A 16,408-nucleotide genomic window follows, 5' to 3' on the forward strand; every position below is an offset into this window, starting at 1 on the left:
AAAATAATAAACAAACTGGCCCTGATTACCGGCAGCACGGCTGGAATCGGTCTGGCGATCGCAAAAGCACTGTCTATGGAAGGCGCCCGAACGATCATCAACGGACGCTCCGAGGCGTCAGTCGAAAGGGCCATTTCCGAATTGAAGGCGACAGCAACCGGGCCGTTGTTGGGGTTTGCCGGAGACCTGTCAACGGCTGAAGCCGCCAAGGAATTGTACCGTAAGCATCCAGATGTTGAGATCCTGGTCAACAATCTGGGTATCTATGAACCCGCGTCCTTCGAGGAGATTCCCGACGAGGATTGGCGACGCTTCTTTGAGGTGAATGTGCTAAGCGGTGTGCGCCTGTGCCGGCTGTACCTGCCTTCGATGAAGAAACGCAATTGGGGACGTATCATCTTCATTTCCAGTGAAAGCGCTGTACAGATTCCTGCTGAAATGATTCACTATGGAATGACCAAAACCGCTCAGATCGCTGTTTCTCGTGGGTTGGCTGAACACGTTGCCGGGTCCGGCATTACGGTCAACAGCATCCTGCCGGGGCCAACGAAGTCACGTGGCGTAGGCGATTTTGTGAATGAGCTGGCCAAGAAAGAAGGAAAGACGTTCGAGGAATTTGAGAAGGATTTCTTCGCAACCATCCGGCCGACGTCACTGATCAAGCGGTTTGCTTCAACCGAGGAAGTCGCTTCACTGGTGTCCTATATCGCCAGCCCGCTCGCATCGGCGACGACGGGTGCGGCGTTGCGCGTTGATGGCGGTGTGGTAAAAAGCGCGTTCTGACCGGCGGCTGAAAACATACCATCCAACGCATCAAAAAAACGGAGTTATGATGAGTTCATCGGTGAGCAGGCCTCCCGCAGCGGATTCCCTACGGGCACTTAAACATTTTGAAAGCATGCTTGAATTTGAAACCGATTGTTGGGATGTGCATCACGCCATAAAAAACGGTCGTAAGGATTTCGTACTCCTCGATGTCCGCGGCGAGGCGCTCTACAAGAGCGGCCATATCGAAGGTGCGATCAATCTGCCGCATACCCGCATTAATGAAGACAGCCTTAACAAATATCCACCTGACACCCTGTTCGTGGTATATTGTGCGGGGCCGCACTGCAATGGCACCGAGAAGGCGGCAATTCGGATAGCCAGGCTTGGCAGACCGGTAAAAAAGATGATAGGCGGCATCACCGGATGGCTCGATGAAGGATTCAGTCTTGTCTGAGCAGTGACGAACAGAAACCGCTGTTGAAAACACCGACAACCAACCCTGCCGACGCTGCATTGAAAAAGGAGTGAATCACCACCGTGAATAAAGAGAATATCGAAGCCATCATCCGCAAGGCCACCGTATGTCGCCTGGGCATGCTCGACGGGGATACGCCCTATATCGTTCCCCTTTGCTTCGGCTACCGGGACAACACCCTTTATTTTCATGGCTCTATGAAGAGCAGAAAAATCGAACTGATTCAAAAGCACCCGAAGGTCTGTTTCGAGTTCGACATCCTGGCCGAACCCCTATCGGCAACTGATCCCTGCGACTGGGACATGCGCTACCAGAGCGTGGTCGGTTTTGGAATAGCCTGCGTGGTTGAAGCGATCGCAGAAAAGCGGCAGGCGCTGGAGATTATCACCGCCCAGTATGCCGAAGGATCTCATTCTTTTACGGAGCCCCAGCTGAAGGCCACAGCGGTAATCAAGGTGGCCATCGGGGTCATGACCGGCAAGCAGTCCGGTTTCGATCCGCAGTAAAAGACACCGCCTGACGGGACCATGAGGCACGGTCCGCGCAGGCGGTATTGGTTTCTTTCAAAAATGATGTCGTTGAAATTGAACATTCCCTGCGGCTAGCCGCGGGGAATGTTCTGCCTGTAACGGCACTGCTGCGCAGCACCGTGAGGATAAAAGCCTCGATTTTCAGTTCGCTCGCTATGGCGGTTCGCGCATCAATGCGACTTGGCGCGCGTCCAGGCTTCATCCATGATCCGGTTTTCCTTGCCCAGATCCTTGGTGAAATGCAGTTTTTTCATGATCGCGGGTGTCGGGTAGATCCCCGGATTTTCAAGATCTTCGGGCGTGATGAAGGCCTCGGCCGCCGCGTTGGGGGTCGCATACTGGTTGTAATTGGACAGCTCGGCGCCGACTTCGGGCTCCAGCAGCCAGTTGATCCACTTGTGCGCGGCATCCGGGTTGGGCGCTTTACTGGGGATGCACATGGAATCATACCAGATTTCACTGCCCTCGCTGGGGATGACGAAACCCAGCTTGTCCGGCTCTTCGGTCACCGACTGAATGGCATCCCCGTTATAAACGATGGCGGCCACCGCCGTACCGGCGACCACATCGTTTTTGCCACCCACGCCCGGCTTGAAGCCCATGCAGTTTTTGGTCCGCTTGGTTGCCACCAGCAGGTCGGCGGCGGCTTTGAGATCCGCTGGGTTGGTGCTGTTGAAGTCCTTGCCTTGGTAGACCAGGGCGATGCCCATCATCTCGCGCACGGAATCGATCAGCCAGAATGCGCCGGCCTGTTTGTCGGCCTCGAACAGCACCGACCAGGATTGGGCGGCGGCGTCACTGATCTTGTCCCTGCGGTACATCAGGCCCACCGTACCCCATTGATAGGCAACGGAGTATTTGTTGCCCGGGTCATAACTGGCTTCTCGGAAAAGGGGTTTCAGGTTTTTCAGATTGGGAAGCTTGGCGTGATCCAGCGGCTGGATCAGCTGCTGGTTGATCAACACCGGCATGATGTAATCGGAGGGAACGATGATGTCATACTGGCTGGCCCCGCCGGCCTGCAGTTTGGCCACCATCTCCTCGTTGTTCTCGTAAATGTCCAGCCGGACCTTGATGCCGAACTTCTCTTCGAAATCGGCCGGCATCTTTTCCTCGTCCATATACTCCGACCATGTGTAGACCCTCAATTCTTCGGCACTGGCCGCCATCCCGCCAAAAAGCACCAAAACCAATACGAACAGACCTAATTTGCGCATTTTTTCCTCCTTTTAAGGTTCTGAGTTCCGGGTTCCGGGTTCTGAGTTCCGGGTTCCGGGTTCTGGGTTTCGGGTTCCGGGTTTCGCCCTTCCGCCTTCCGCCTTCCGCCTTCCGCCTTTCGGGCTCAGCATTGAGCTATGAGCTTTGAGCTTAACAGCTCACCAGCTAATATGTTCGGGGTTCAATCTCCTGAACACCGGGAACGCTGAACCTCGAACCCTGAACTTGTTTTTTACCGATGACGCGTGAAGCGTTCCGTCAAAACGACCAGAACCACCGTGACCAGCATGATCAAGGTCGACAGGGCATGGATTTGCGGAGTAACCCCCCTTCGAACGGCCGCAAAAATGAACAGCGGCAGGGTTTGCGAATCAGGACCGGCCGTGAAAAAACTGATCACGAAATCATCCAGGGAAAGCGTGAAGGCCAGCATGGCACCGGCGATAATACCCGGCATCAGAAGGGGCAGCATCACCTTTCTGAGCAGGTACCAGTTCGTGGCAAAAAGATCCCTGGCCGCCTCCTCCACCTCCCGGCCGATGGCCACCAGGCGGCTGCGCACCACCAGGGCGACAAAGGCGACCTGAAAAGTGATGTGGCCGATGATCATGTTGAAAAGGCCGGGTTCGAAAACCGACGATATCAATCGAAGCAGGCCGAAGGCTACCACCAAGGATGCGGCCAGGATGATGTCCGGAATAATCACGGGAATATGTAGGATGATGTCCAGAAAATTGCTGGTGCGGGACCGCCAGGGAAAGCGATCCATGGCAATGGCCAGGATCGTACCCAGGATCGTGGCGATGATGGTGGAGATGACCGCCAGCAGCAGGGTGTTCCAGGCGGCTTCGAGTATCCATTCGTTTTCGAAGAGCTTGAGATACCATTTGAAAGTGAACCCCTTCCATACCATGCCCCGACGGGCGGCATTGACGGAAAATATAGCCACGCCCACCAGCGGCAGATACAGGAAGGCCATGGTCAGATAGGAAATCGCCACGATAAACGGATGCTGGCGCCTCATATGACTTCGATCTCCTTGCCTTTACGACGGTAAATCTGAAGCCCGATCATGGTCAGAACCATCAGTCCCATGCTGATCGCCGCCCCAAACGGCCAGTCCCGACTGGTGCCGAACTGCTGCTGGATGAGGTTGCCCACCAGCATATACTTGGCTCCGCCGAGCAGATCGGGGACAACGAACATGCCCATGGCGGGAACGAAGGTCAGGATGATCCCCACCGACAGGCCCGGCATGGTCTGGGGTAAAATGGCCTGGGTAAAGGTCCGCAATCGCGAGGCATACAGATCCTGGGCCGCTTCAACCAGCGCCCAGTCCAGCCGTTCGACGCTGGCATAGAGCGGTAGGGTGACAAAAGGCAGAAACATGGACACCATCCCCAGGTATACGGCAAACGCATTGGGATATAACGGGGCGCCGTCCGGGATAAAACCGAACATCGCCGCCAGCCGGGCAATGGGAAGCTCCGGGGACAAAATCAGGAACCAGGCATAAGCCCGGATGACCATGTTGGTCCAGAAGGGGATGATAACCAGCGTCAGCCACATGTAGCGGCTGCGCTCGGGACGGCCGGCAATAAAGAAGCACAGGGGGTAGGAAAGCATGACGGAAACCAGCGTCGTAAAAAAGGCCACCACGACTGACCGCCAGAGGATCATCAGATAATCCGGGGTCCAGCCGAAAAGGGTGAAACCGGCCAACCGCTTGTAATTTTCCAGAGTGAACGTCCATTCCAGCTGACCGTAAGCCCCCCGAGTGACCAGACTCACGACCACCAGCACCAGGCCGGGCAGAACGAGAAAAAGCATCAACCAGAGCATCCCGGGAGTCAGGAGCAGTGACCCGCGTTTGAGCAACTGCCGCCGGGTGGTCAATTCCCCATACCAGGTAAGCATCGAGTCAGCGCGCTTCATCTTCAAGAATCACCAATTCCTTGGAAGCCAGTTCCAACCAGACCTCCCGGCCGGGGTCAATTCGCCGATAGGAACTGGTGCGCACACGCAGCGGTCCCGGTTCCAACCACAGGTCGAAATTGGTTCCCCGGTAGACGATCTCAGTCACACGCGCACGGATGCCGTTCCGCTCGGGCTCCTTGTCGCCGATACCAATCCACTCCGGGCGGATCGCCACAGTGCCCTGCTGCCATTCGGGTTCTTTGTCCAGGGCCAGAAAACCGAAGGCCGTTTGAACGCCACCCGGCGCTTTCGTGCAGGGAATCAAGTTAGCCGCCCCCAGGAATTTAGCAACGAAGCTGTCAGTGGGGTTGTCGTATACCTCTTCAGGCGACCCGCACTGGACCACGCGGCCTTGGCGCATCACGGCCAAGCGGTCGCTGCAGACCAGGGCTTCGGATTGGTCGTGGGTGACCAGAATGAAGGTTCGCCCCAGCTTGCGCTGCAGCCGCCGCAGATCTTCCTGCACCTGCGCACGCAGGCGCGCATCCAAAGCGCTCATGGGCTCGTCCAGCAGCAGCACCTCGGGTTCGTTCACCAGGGCCCGGGCCAAAGCCACCCGCTGCTTCTGGCCGCCGGAGAGCTGGTGGGGATGACGTTGGGCCATGGGGCTCAAATCCAGCATCTCCAGCCGGCGATTGACCCGCTTTTTGATTTCGGCATCCGGAAATTTACGGGAGCGCAGTCCGAAAGCGATATTTTCATAGATGGTCAGGTGGGGAAACAAGGCATAGCTCTGAAAAACCGTGTTCACCTGCCGCTTGATGGCCGGCAGGCGGGTGATGTCCTTTCCGCCGATGAAAACCTGGCCCGAGTCGGCCAGTTCGAGCCCGGCAATGATTCGCAGCAAAGTGGTTTTGCCGCATCCCGACGGGCCCAGCAGCGTAAAGAACTCTCCCGGCGCAACGTTCAGGGTAACGTCGTCCAGGGCGATTACATCGCCGAACTGTTTGCAGACGTGTTTTACCGTGAGGCCTTGATCAGTCTTGGGATTCTGGTTCTGGTTCATAGTCTCAGAGATGCGGTTCGGTGATCTGAACGAGGCGTTGACAACATCAAGCTGGCAATAGGCCTGCAAAGAAAAGGGGTTCAGGTCACCACGTGAGAATATTGAGAATGCTTATGCCAAATCAACCGCCAGCCTGCGGTTCAACCGCCAAATATGGGATGAAACACTTTGATCAGGGCCCGGTCCGGCAGCAGATCCGCTTTTTGGGCTGCCCGGCCGTTGATCGAGACGATACCGACCGACCGCGGAGGGATGCCCAAATGATCGATCAGGTCGGCAACCGTCGATGGCACCGCCACGTGAACCACACAACCCGTTTCAGGGTTGTACCCCGGGATCCATCGATCCAATGTGCCGTATACCTTAACGGTAAGCTGTATGGTCATTGCCGTCAAAAGTCAAAGGTCTTTTCCATGGCCTCGTCATCCACCACCACGACGGTGTTGTGGGGCGGCAGCGGTTCTTCGTAAAACATGCGGGGCAGGTGGTCGTCCGCGGGCGTAAAACCGGCCCGCCGGTTGAAGTCCCGCTCGGCCCTGAGCACCCGCAGTCCCAGTTCACGCCATGACTGATCGCTGAATGGTTTTCCGGATTTTGCAGCGACCATGCGGTAGACGGTGGCGATCCCTTCAGGCGTGGACAGTCCGGTCTGGGCGAAGTCGCAGATGCCCACCGAATCCACGGCCGCCATGTGAATCTGCGTGTCACGGGAGGCTTGCACCTGGCCTTTGGCGGAAAAACGATCCAGCCTTCCCCCGAACGCCTCCAGGTTTTGGTCCACCACCCACCCGGCGGTATGGTCACCGCCCATGGGCGAGGTGGCATAGGTCACCGCCATGCCCTGGATGGCCCGCGGATCGTAGGCAGCCATGCTCTGATTCTTCATCACCGGCACACGGGGGTGGTTGAAATGTTTGCCCACGGCGGCCGGTCCGTTGCCGATCAGCTTGCCGAACTCGCTTCCTGTAGCCACCTCCTCGACCATCCGGATGGCGGCGGCGGCATCGCCGAACGGCTTGTGCCCGGCGTCCATGGCCACGGCCACGGCCACACCGGTGCTGATGGTATCCAGGCCGATGTCGTCGCAAAGAAAGTCCAGCCTGGCGATGGCGTCCAGGTCGCTGTTGCCGATCATGGCCCCCATGGACCAAATGGTTTCGTATTCCAGGGAGGCAGTGACGTACCGGCCGTCCGGGTCGACAAATTCGTTCGAGCAGTCGATGATGCATTGCGCGCAGCCCTTGTGGGCGTTCTTGCCCCCGCGCTCGCGGATGATCCGTGCCATGGTTTCGCCGCTGATTTGTTCGGCACCCTCGAACTGCCCCTCGCGCGCGTTGCGGGTGGGCAGGGCCCCAGCTTCGTTGATCGGCGCTACCAGGCAGGCAGACCCCAACGCCGGCAGAATCTCACCGCTGAACTCGTCGGCCTTGACGGCTTGGGCATATTCCTTTGCCGCGGCCTTGAATGCCTGGGCATCTGCCAGCGGATCGGCAGACTTGCCGCCCCGGCTGACGATGATCGCCTTGAGCCCTTTGGCTCCCATGACTGCGCCCAGACCGCCGCGGCCTGCCGCCCGACAGGGACGGCCGTCCAAATCGGTGGTTTGAATGGAAGCGGCGGACAGCCCCATTTCGCCGGCCGGCCCGATACAAGTGATGCTGCTGTGTTCTCCATGGGATGCTTTGAGCTTGTCCACCAGCGCGTAGGTCCGGGAACCTTTGTGATTCATGGCGTCCACCAGGGTTGCCTTGCCGCCCGCATCGATGTTGAGGACCCAACATTCGCCGGCCGCGGCCTGCCCGTCGACGACAAGGGCCGTAATGCCGAGATTGGCCAGCGCCGCCGCGACGGTTCCTCCCACATTGCTTTCCTTGATGCCGCCGGTCAGCGGGCTTTTCGCACCCACCGAGAGACGGCTGGTATTGACCAGGGGCGTACCGCTGAAATAGCCCGGCGCGAGTATCAAAACGTTGTCGGGCCCAAGCGGATCACAGGTGGCAGGGACATGGTCGTTGATGTATGACGATGTCAACGCCCGCCCCCCGATACCCAGATAGGCGTCCGGGACGGTCTGCTCCATCACCGTTTTCGCAGACATATCAACACACAAAAACTTCATCGGGCCTCCTTTTCACATTGATTGGGTCTGATCTCAGTCCCCCAGGAAGGGCTTCACTTTCCACGCTCAGCAGGATGTCAGGCGAAAGACGGCGTGCGGGTATCCCGCTTGGCCTGGTCGACGGCACCCTGCCGGCGTTCAGCACTGTTTTTACGGCAATCACGGGAGTACAGGCTTTTCTGCTGCTGGGTCTCGTCGATGGTCACTCCCAAGTCGGCCAGGTTGCGGAAGCAATATTCGCGGGCATTCGCTTCGAGTTGTTCTGGAACGAAAACCCCCTTTTCAGTAAAGGCATCATCCACCATCATTTTCACGAAAACCGACGCACACTGACCGGTCAGATAGGCTTCATGGCTGAGGCCGGAGGTTTCAAAGGCTTCCACCAGGCCCGGGCCCATGGCGTAACTGTCGATCTGGATGGGATTTTCATCTTTGTAGCCCTCCACGCGGACCAAAAAGGCCGCTTCTTCGGCCACGACCCCGTCATTGATGATGGCTTTGAGTTCGTCCGGATATTTGGGTGCCGGCGGGCAAAGCTTGAGGATCAGGTCCATGGGAACGATTTTCGTGCCGTTGACATCGACGGGTTCGTCGGAAAGCAACCCCATTCGGTAGAACAGTTCGGAGAGTTTCACCCCGAAGCCACCGTATTTGAACTCCACATTTTTAACACCCTTGAGCACACTGTCGGCCAGCAGCCCCATGGTAATGGGCTCATCGTGTTCGTGGTCCACCATGCGGACTTTCCGATCGATGCCCCGCAATTTCATCCTGATGGGACGGCTGAAAGGTTTGTCCGTAATGTGCTTTCCGTTTTCGAAGCGAAAGGTCTTGTAGGCCATATCCCAGAAGGCCACTTCCGGAGACCACCAGAAGGGAGTAAACCGCTTGGTGAGAACATTTTCAAATACAAAAATACTGATGGTTTCGCAACGATCCATTTTCTCGACGGCTTCCCTGGCCATCACGTTGGCCAGACCGGGCGATGAACCGCCGCCGACGAGCGCGCTAAGCCCTTTGGCCTTGAATTTTTCATGCCATTCCGAAAAGAGCAGCTTGTAACTTTCCACAAAACCGATATCTTCCATGGGGCCCGCCATGTCAAAGTAGGAGGCGTTGACCGCCAGAGCCGCGTCCATGACCAGCAGGTTAAAGTCCAACGGTAGGCCGTTGACAATCAGATCGCACCCCTTGGCTGCCCTGATGACGTTGTCGACGTCACTGGCATCCAGTTGAAGGGCCGTGGCCTTGTTCAGCGAATTGCTCAGCGCTTCGGCGGCTTTGCGGTCATAATCCGCGCAGATGATTTCAGACACCCCCGGATGCTCATTCAATCGCTTGGCAATCGTACTTCCCTGAGCGCCGACACCGATCACAATGATGCGTTTCATGCATTCTCCTTTGAAACTGAACTGGGCATCAACACCATCCGATTTCGGGTGCAGGTCCCGCCGGACAGCTTATCTGTTTTATAGTTTACGATTATCATCAGATTGGGTTGATTGCCGGGCGCTGATGCGCCGCTGTCGACCGAGACGAATACTGCCCCCAGCTTCCACATAAAGGAATACATGAGTTTTTGCAACAAAAATTTTGACAAATTTAGCGTTAAACGCTATTTTTTTTGAATATATTAATTGAATTCGTTTTCTTGGCCCAATAACATCGATAAACAGGGGGTGCCAGACGTGAAAGCAACTGCATCAGGGGTACAACCGCTGGACCGCGTGGACCGGGAGATGGTTTCCCTGCTTCAAAAAGACGGCCGCATGCCCATCGTCAGCATCGCCAAGGAACTCGGCATTTCGGAAACCACCGCCAGGAGCCGGCTAAAACGGCTGATCACTGAAGAGGTCATCAAGGTGATCGCTGTCAGCAACCCGATCCGGCTCGGCTTTGAGATCATCGGAAACATCAAACTCAGCATTGACCTGAAGAAAAAAGATGAGATTCTCCAAGCCCTGAAAGGGATTGACACCTTGAATTATGTGGCCCTGACCACAGGCGGCAACGACATCGATATAGAATTCATTGCCGGGTCCCTCTCAGAGTTCAAGACACTCATTTTCGAACGGATCAGTCAGATCGATGGCGTCAATTCGGTAGAGACCTCACTGATTGTGGAGATCATCAAAGATACGTGGGATTATGGCACAGCATGGGATGACTGATGCCAATGGATGGTGATCCGTTCCATCGTCGCCGGCCGTGCGTCGCCTTCCTCGCCCAGAAAATGGATTTGGGCTTCGCAGACAGTGGTATTCATCGAAGGCACAATACTCAAAAAAAGAACGCGGCCCCCGATAACCATTTAGATCGATGGCGTTCGTTGATTTCCTGTCGACCAGTTGGGTTTTTGGCAGCCGCCGTCCGATTTCGAGGGCCGTTCCCGTTAACGGTAAATTGCCCATCTTTTTGGGCCACCTGATGGCCTGGACGAACGATTTTTGTATCGCCGATGACGCTGCAGTCATATCGGTCCTGTCGAACCATTTTCATCAAAACGAACGATCGCGTCGAACAAGTTGGTAGGTTTGACCTATCGCCATACGATCAACTGGCTCACATTGCCTGTATGGTCACCTGCTGATTATTTTGTAGTATGGATTACTATGCAATTGTTGGCAGACAATGACGCTTGGATAGGTGAAAGTGGGGGATACAAAATGAGATGGTCGTTTAAAGTGGGCCGCTTCGCTGGCATTGACGTATTCATGCATTTTACCTTTATTTTGCTTCTCAGCTGGGTGGCAATGATCCACTGGCGTCAAGAGCAAAACATAACCGCCGCCTTAGCCGGGGTTGTTTTTATCCTGGCGGTCTTCACGTGTGTCGTTCTTCACGAATTTGGTCATGCGCTGATGGCCAGGCGCTACGGCATCAAGACGCGAGACATCATTCTGCTGCCGATCGGCGGTGTGGCGCGCTTGGAAAAACTGCCGACCCACCCCATCCAAGAGCTGTGGGTCGCCCTTGCCGGCCCTGCCGTGAACGTGGTGATTGCGGCCGTCCTGTTCGTCTGGCTGAGAGCCACAGCATCGCTGGAACCGCTGCATACATTGACGATCACCACCGGACCATTTTTGGAGCGGATCCTGGCGGTCAATATTTTCATGGTCGTATTTAACATGATACCGGCCTTTCCCATGGACGGCGGTCGTGTACTGCGCGCGTTGCTTGCCACCCGGAAAGACCATGCCCGTGCGACCCAGATCGCCGCCTCCATTGGTCAGGGAATTGCGGTCCTTTTCGGCTTTATCGGGTTGTTCTACAACCCGTTTTTGTTGTTCATCGCCTTGTTTGTGTGGATCGGCGCGGCCCAGGAGGCGAGCATGGCCCAAATGAAATCCGCCGTTGGGGGCATTACCGTTCAGCAGGCCATGATCAGTGATTTCAAACAGCTGGAAGTTAACGACAGCTTAAAGCGCGCCGTCGAATTGACCTTGACCGGATCCCAAAAGGACTTCCCGGTTGTCAACAATGGCAGTCTGGAAGGCGTTCTGACGCAAACCGATCTTTTGAAAGCCCTCGCCGATCAAAAGAACCACCCCACCGTCGCATCGGCCATTCAGAGAACATTCGCCACGGTTGATTACCTGGACATGTTGGAATCCGCCTTTTCCAAGCTCAACGATTGCGACTGCCACACGCTGCCGGTGATGCATAACGGGAAACTCGTCGGGTTGGTCACAATGGATAATTTGGGCGAGTACTTGCGAATTCAAGCTGCCATGGGCAACTGATAGTGGTGATATGAGTTCAACTAACAGACGGTTCAAGGCCGGGCGTAACGCACAAAACATCGGCCCGCATCGATTCATGGCGTTGATTGCCATTGGCAGCCTCCTGTTCTCCGCCTGTCAATCCCATACCATCGACCCTTCTCCGGAACCGTTGCAGAGAGGAGGCGCCGCCTACACCATCCCATCGCCGACTTCAGACCCGGTCGACCAAAATTGGTGGGCCTCGTTTAAGGATGCCAAGCTGGATGCGCTGATCGACAAAGCCTTGAACAGCAATTTTGACATCATGCGAGGCCTGGCCAGGCTCGATCAGGCCGATGCACTGACCAGCCAGGCCAAAGCGGCCCGCCTGCCGCAGGTTGACCTCGAGGCCAACGTCCTGAGAGATTGGGCCGACGGTGATACGCGCAATCGTTTGGATCGGGCCGGCGGCGCATTGGCCTGGGAAGTGGATGTGTTCAATCGGTTGGGGTCTGCCGCTCTGGCCCGTAACCGTGAGCGAGACGCACGCGCGGAAGATCTGCAAGCCATCCGGCTCAGCTTGTCCGCTGAGATCACCGATGCTTATTTCGATGCGGTTGAACAGCGCAGCGCCCTGGCCTTGCTCGAGAAGCAGATTGACGTTGACCGGGATTTGCTGGAGCTGACCGAGCTTCGTTTTGGAGCGGGGCTGACGGCCTCGGTGGATGTGCTGCAGCAAAGCAGTGTATTGGCTGAAACGGAGAGCCTGGTGCCCCCTACCGAAGCACTGCTGCGAATTTCGGAGAACCGATTGGATGTGTTGATCGGGCAGGCGCCGGACGCGCAAGATCGGGTGAGCAGCGACGACAGGTTCATTGCCATCGGAGACCTGCCGTTTATCGGGGTCCCCACGGACCTGCTGCTCAACCGTCCGGATCTGAGAGCCTTGAAAAACGAACTCATCGCAGCCGATGCCGAAATTGGACAAGCCATTGCCGAACGCCTGCCACGGATTACCCTGGATGGGTCTCTTTTTTACGGAGACGGTTCGGACTTCACCGGACCTGCGGGGATCCTGGTCGGATCGATCGTTCAGCCGCTGCTGGACTGGGGTGCCCGCAAGGCAGAAGTCGCGCGCAGCCGTGCCCTGTATGCCGAACGGTTGGCGATATTTTCCCAGGCCTATCTGCAGGCGATCGAAGATGTTGAAAACGCGCTTTACCAGGAGCGCAAACAGCGCGAATTCCTTGACCGACTGGAGCGTCGCCGTCGTTTTCTGGAACGCACCGTCGAAGAAACCAGAGACCGATACACCAACGGCCTGACGGATTTTCTGCCGGTCCTGGATGCGCTCAAGGAGCTGCAGCAAATCGAGCGCATCATCGTGCGACAAGAGCGAGCGCTGCTTGGCTTTCGCATTCAACTCCATCGCGCACTGGGTGGACGGGTCAAGTCAGACTCGAGTGGAGGTTCGCTAAAATGAATCACAAGACACGTCTGAAAATCTCGTCATGGATCGTTCTGGCGGGGATGATGGGGATACTCGGGGTTGATCAGGCAGGCGCCCAGCAGGCCGTGCCTGTCATCGTCAAAGCGGTGATGACCGATCGCTTCGTCGATCGTGTGGAGGCCCTCGGAACGCTGCGCGCCAACGAAACCGTTGAACTGACCGCGACCGTTTCCGAAACCGTGACCGGGGTCCATTTCGACGACGGTCAACGCGTAGAAGCCGGCAGCATCCTGGTCGAAATGACCAACGAAGAGGAGCATGCCCTGATCGAAGAAGAGCGCTCGACCGTTGCCGAAGCCAAAAAACAGTATGGTCGCCTGCGGCCCCTGGTCCAGCGGGGAGCGGCATCCATATCACTGCTCGACCAACGGCGGCGGGAGTTCGAAACCGCCAAGGCCCGACTCCGCGCGATCGAATCAAAGCTGCAGGACCGCCTGGTCATCGCACCGTTTGCCGGCATTGTCGGCCTGCGCAATATCAGCGTAGGCGCACTCATCGAGCCGGGAGACCTCATCACCACCCTGGACGACGACAGCGTCATGAAGCTCGATTTCACGGTGCCCTCGATTCATCTGGCGAGTCTTAAAACCGGTTTGCCCATTACAGCCACATCACCCGCCTTCCCCGGACGCCGATTCGAGGGCACCGTTGCCAGCATCAACAGCCGAATCGATCCGGTCACCCGTGCGATCGTTGTCAGAGCGATTCTACCCAATCCGGAACGCCTGCTCAAACCGGGTCTGCTGATGCAGGTCGCCTTGCTGAAAAATTCACGTGACGTGTTGGTCATACCCGAAGAAGCGCTGATTCCCTCCGGGCGTGACAACCACGTGCTGGTCGTGGACCAATCCGTCCAACCCACGCTCGCCCAGCGTCGTCAGGTGACCACCGGCGGCCGCCGACCGGGAGAGGTCGAAATTCTTGACGGTCTGCAATTCGGTGAACTCGTGGTCGTTGACGGAACCTTGCGCGCCAGGCCGGGACAGCCGGTGACTGTCATTGCCGTGGACGGCGGCGATGAACCCCTGGCCCGCTTGTTGAAGCGGGATCGGAAAGGAGCTGGCCAATGATCCTGTCCGATGTTTCCGTCAAGCGACCGGTGTTTGCCGCGGTGATCTCGCTGCTGTTGATCGTCTTCGGCCTGGTCTCCTTCGGTCGGCTGCCCCTGCGTGAATACCCGGACATCGACCCCCCCGTGGTGACCATCGAAACGCTCTACCCCGGTGCGTCCGCCAATGTGGTGGAAACGCGCATCACCGAACTCATCGAAGAGCGCATTGCCGGCGTCGAAGGCATTCAGTTCATCGCCTCGACCAGCGAAGACGGCCTTTCTACGGTCACGATGGAATTCGATACCGGTCGCGATGTCGACGGGGCGGTCAATGACATCCGGGACCGGGTCTCGGCAATTTTGGGGGATTTGCCGGACGAAGCCGATCCACCGGAAATCCAGAAAGTCGATTCCAACAACGATGTGATCATGTGGTTGAATCTGGTCAGCGACCGCATGACCGTACCGGCTTTGACGGATTATGCCGACCGCTATCTGGTCGACCGATTTTCGGTCCTGGATGGGGTGGCACGGGTGAGAATCGGCGGCGGTCAGACCTATGCCATGCGAATCTGGATCGACCGCAGCGCCATGGCGGCGCGGGGGCTGGTGGTCAGCGATGTCGAAACCGCCCTGCGGGCGGAAAACCTGGAACTGCCGGCAGGAAGCATCGAATCCCAGACGCGTAGCTTTACGGTGCGGGTCAAGCGAACGTTTCGAACGGCGGCGGATTTCAGTCGCCTGGTGTTGGCCCGAGGCGCCGACGGCCATCTGGTTCGGCTGGGTGACATTGCCCGCGTTGAGCGCGGCACCGAAGAGGACCGGACGTTCTTTCGAGGAAATGGCGTGGCCATGGTGGGCATGGGCATCATCAAACAATCGACCGCCAACACGATCGATGTGGCCCGCGGCGCCAAAGCGGCGATGCTGCGCCTCAACCCCACCCTGCCCGAGGGGATGGAAATCAAGCAAAGCTACGACACATCGGTGTTTGTCGAAGGTGCCATCAAAGAGGTCTACAAGACCCTGCTGATTGCCATCGGCCTTGTCGTCCTGGTGATCTATTTGTTTCTGGGCAGCATTCGGGCCACGATCGTACCTGCCGTGACGGTGCCGGTTTCCATTATCGCCAGTTTTATCGTTTTGAATGGGCTAGGTTTCTCGGTCAATCTACTCACGCTGCTGGCGCTGGTCCTGGCGATCGGGCTGGTCGTGGACGACGCCATTGTGGTTCTGGAGAATATATACCGGCGCATGACGGAAAAAGGCGAAACCCCGCTGGTCGCTGCCTACAACGGAAGCCGCCAGGTCGGTTTCGCGGTGATCGCCACGTCCGTGGTGCTGGTTGCCGTGTTTGTTCCCATTGCCTTTCTGCAGGGGGATGTGGGGCGCCTGTTTTCAGAGTTTGCCATCACCATGGCGGCGGCGGTCTGCTTTTCCAGCATCGTCGCCCTGAGCCTTTCTCCCATGCTGGCATCCAAGATTCTCCGGCGTAGTACCAGCCAGCCTGGACGGTACACGCGTACGGACCGTTTGTTTGGATCCGTGCGTAAACAATATCGTCGATTGCTGGGCCGCACCATGAAGCGTCCCTGGATGGTGGTGGGACTTTTTGCGGTCCTGATCGCCGCAATGGTGTGGTTGTTTGAGCACATACCCACGGAATATGCACCCAAGGAAGACCGCGGCGCTTTTTTTGTTATCGTCAACGGGCCGGAAGGCGCCTCATATGCCTACATGGAAGAGTATATGAATGAAATCGAGCGGCGGCTGATGCCCTTGGTCGAAAACGAAGAGGCAACCCGGTTGCTGGTCCGCGCACCACGAACGTTTTCGAATTATGAGAACTTCAACACCGGCATCGTGATTTTTGTTCTCAACGACTGGGACCAGCGGCGGTCTGCCTGGGCCATCATGGACGAGGTGCGTGCAACACTGGCAGAACTTCCCGGGGTACGCGCCTTCCCCGTCATGCGCCAGGGCTTCGGTGTGTCCATTCAAAAGCCGCTCCAGTTCGTCATCGGCGGCGGCACCTACGCGGAGTTGGCCC

At 57.1% G+C, this 16,408-nt stretch carries 15 protein-coding genes; 8 read left to right on the plus strand and 7 right to left on the minus strand.

What is annotated here, in order from left to right:
- From ABYV26_RS07670 to ABYV26_RS07680, 3 genes are all read left to right on the plus strand, one after another.
- A partial coding sequence (locus ABYV26_RS07670) for an SDR family NAD(P)-dependent oxidoreductase (RefSeq protein WP_372679737.1) occupies positions 1 to 783 on the plus strand: 783 nt, incomplete at its 5' end.
- Between the two features lie 49 nt (positions 784 to 832).
- A complete protein-coding gene (locus ABYV26_RS07675; protein WP_372679739.1) occupies positions 833 to 1,222 on the plus strand; it encodes a rhodanese-like domain-containing protein in 390 nt (129 codons plus the stop codon).
- 83 nt (positions 1,223 to 1,305) lie between these two features.
- Complete coding sequence (locus ABYV26_RS07680) at positions 1,306 to 1,749, plus strand: pyridoxamine 5'-phosphate oxidase family protein (RefSeq protein ID WP_372679741.1); 444 nt, start codon at positions 1,306 to 1,308, stop codon at positions 1,747 to 1,749.
- A 194-nt stretch (positions 1,750 to 1,943) separates the two neighbouring features.
- Here ABYV26_RS07680 and ABYV26_RS07685 read toward each other — a convergent pair whose 3' ends face one another.
- From ABYV26_RS07685 to ABYV26_RS07715, 7 genes are all read right to left on the minus strand, one after another.
- On the minus strand, positions 1,944 to 2,990 hold the full coding sequence (locus ABYV26_RS07685; protein ID WP_372679743.1) for a spermidine/putrescine ABC transporter substrate-binding protein: 1,047 nt from the start codon (positions 2,988 to 2,990) through the stop codon (positions 1,944 to 1,946).
- Positions 2,991 to 3,223: 233 nt separating this feature from the next.
- Positions 3,224 to 4,015, minus strand: a complete 792-nt coding sequence (locus ABYV26_RS07690; RefSeq protein WP_372679745.1) for an ABC transporter permease — start codon at positions 4,013 to 4,015, stop codon at positions 3,224 to 3,226.
- Positions 4,012 to 4,926 carry an ABC transporter permease gene (locus tag ABYV26_RS07695; protein WP_372679747.1) on the minus strand — a complete coding sequence of 305 codons (915 nt, stop codon included), beginning with the start codon at positions 4,924 to 4,926 and terminating at the stop codon, positions 4,012 to 4,014. Before ABYV26_RS07695 ends, ABYV26_RS07690 begins: the two co-directional genes overlap by 4 nt.
- Positions 4,913 to 5,974 carry an ABC transporter ATP-binding protein gene (locus ABYV26_RS07700; RefSeq protein WP_372679748.1) on the minus strand — a complete coding sequence of 354 codons (1,062 nt, stop codon included), beginning with the start codon at positions 5,972 to 5,974 and terminating at the stop codon, positions 4,913 to 4,915. Before ABYV26_RS07700 ends, ABYV26_RS07695 begins: the two co-directional genes overlap by 14 nt.
- A 140-nt stretch (positions 5,975 to 6,114) precedes the next feature.
- Complete coding sequence (locus tag ABYV26_RS07705; RefSeq protein WP_372679762.1) at positions 6,115 to 6,360, minus strand: MoaD/ThiS family protein; 246 nt, start codon at positions 6,358 to 6,360, stop codon at positions 6,115 to 6,117.
- 5 nt (positions 6,361 to 6,365) lie between these two features.
- Positions 6,366 to 8,093, minus strand: coding sequence for an aldehyde ferredoxin oxidoreductase family protein (locus tag ABYV26_RS07710; RefSeq protein WP_372679750.1), 1,728 nt, complete (start codon positions 8,091 to 8,093; stop codon positions 6,366 to 6,368).
- A 77-nt stretch (positions 8,094 to 8,170) separates the two neighbouring features.
- A complete protein-coding gene (locus tag ABYV26_RS07715; protein WP_372679752.1) occupies positions 8,171 to 9,484 on the minus strand; it encodes a saccharopine dehydrogenase family protein in 1,314 nt (437 codons plus the stop codon).
- Between the two features lie 297 nt (positions 9,485 to 9,781).
- On the opposite strand from ABYV26_RS07715, the gene ABYV26_RS07720 reads away from it, so the two are divergent.
- From ABYV26_RS07720 to ABYV26_RS07740, 5 genes are all read left to right on the plus strand, one after another.
- Positions 9,782 to 10,264: an Lrp/AsnC family transcriptional regulator gene (locus ABYV26_RS07720; protein ID WP_372679753.1), complete on the plus strand. Its 483-nt coding sequence runs from the start codon at positions 9,782 to 9,784 to the stop codon at positions 10,262 to 10,264.
- A 495-nt stretch (positions 10,265 to 10,759) separates the two neighbouring features.
- On the plus strand, positions 10,760 to 11,836 hold the full coding sequence (locus ABYV26_RS07725; RefSeq protein WP_372679755.1) for a site-2 protease family protein: 1,077 nt from the start codon (positions 10,760 to 10,762) through the stop codon (positions 11,834 to 11,836).
- A 10-nt stretch (positions 11,837 to 11,846) separates the two neighbouring features.
- Positions 11,847 to 13,280 carry an efflux transporter outer membrane subunit gene (locus ABYV26_RS07730; RefSeq protein ID WP_372679756.1) on the plus strand — a complete coding sequence of 478 codons (1,434 nt, stop codon included), beginning with the start codon at positions 11,847 to 11,849 and terminating at the stop codon, positions 13,278 to 13,280.
- Positions 13,277 to 14,377, plus strand: coding sequence for an efflux RND transporter periplasmic adaptor subunit (locus ABYV26_RS07735; protein ID WP_372679758.1), 1,101 nt, complete (start codon positions 13,277 to 13,279; stop codon positions 14,375 to 14,377). The genes ABYV26_RS07730 and ABYV26_RS07735 overlap by 4 nt, the downstream gene beginning before the upstream one ends.
- Positions 14,374 to 16,408 (plus strand): efflux RND transporter permease subunit (locus tag ABYV26_RS07740; protein ID WP_372679760.1); only part of this gene is annotated, 2,035 nt, incomplete at its 3' end. The genes ABYV26_RS07735 and ABYV26_RS07740, both read left to right, overlap by 4 nt.

The organism is Desulfosarcina sp. (assembly GCF_041551955.1).
Lineage (GTDB): Bacteria > Desulfobacterota > Desulfobacteria > Desulfobacterales > Desulfosarcinaceae > Desulfosarcina.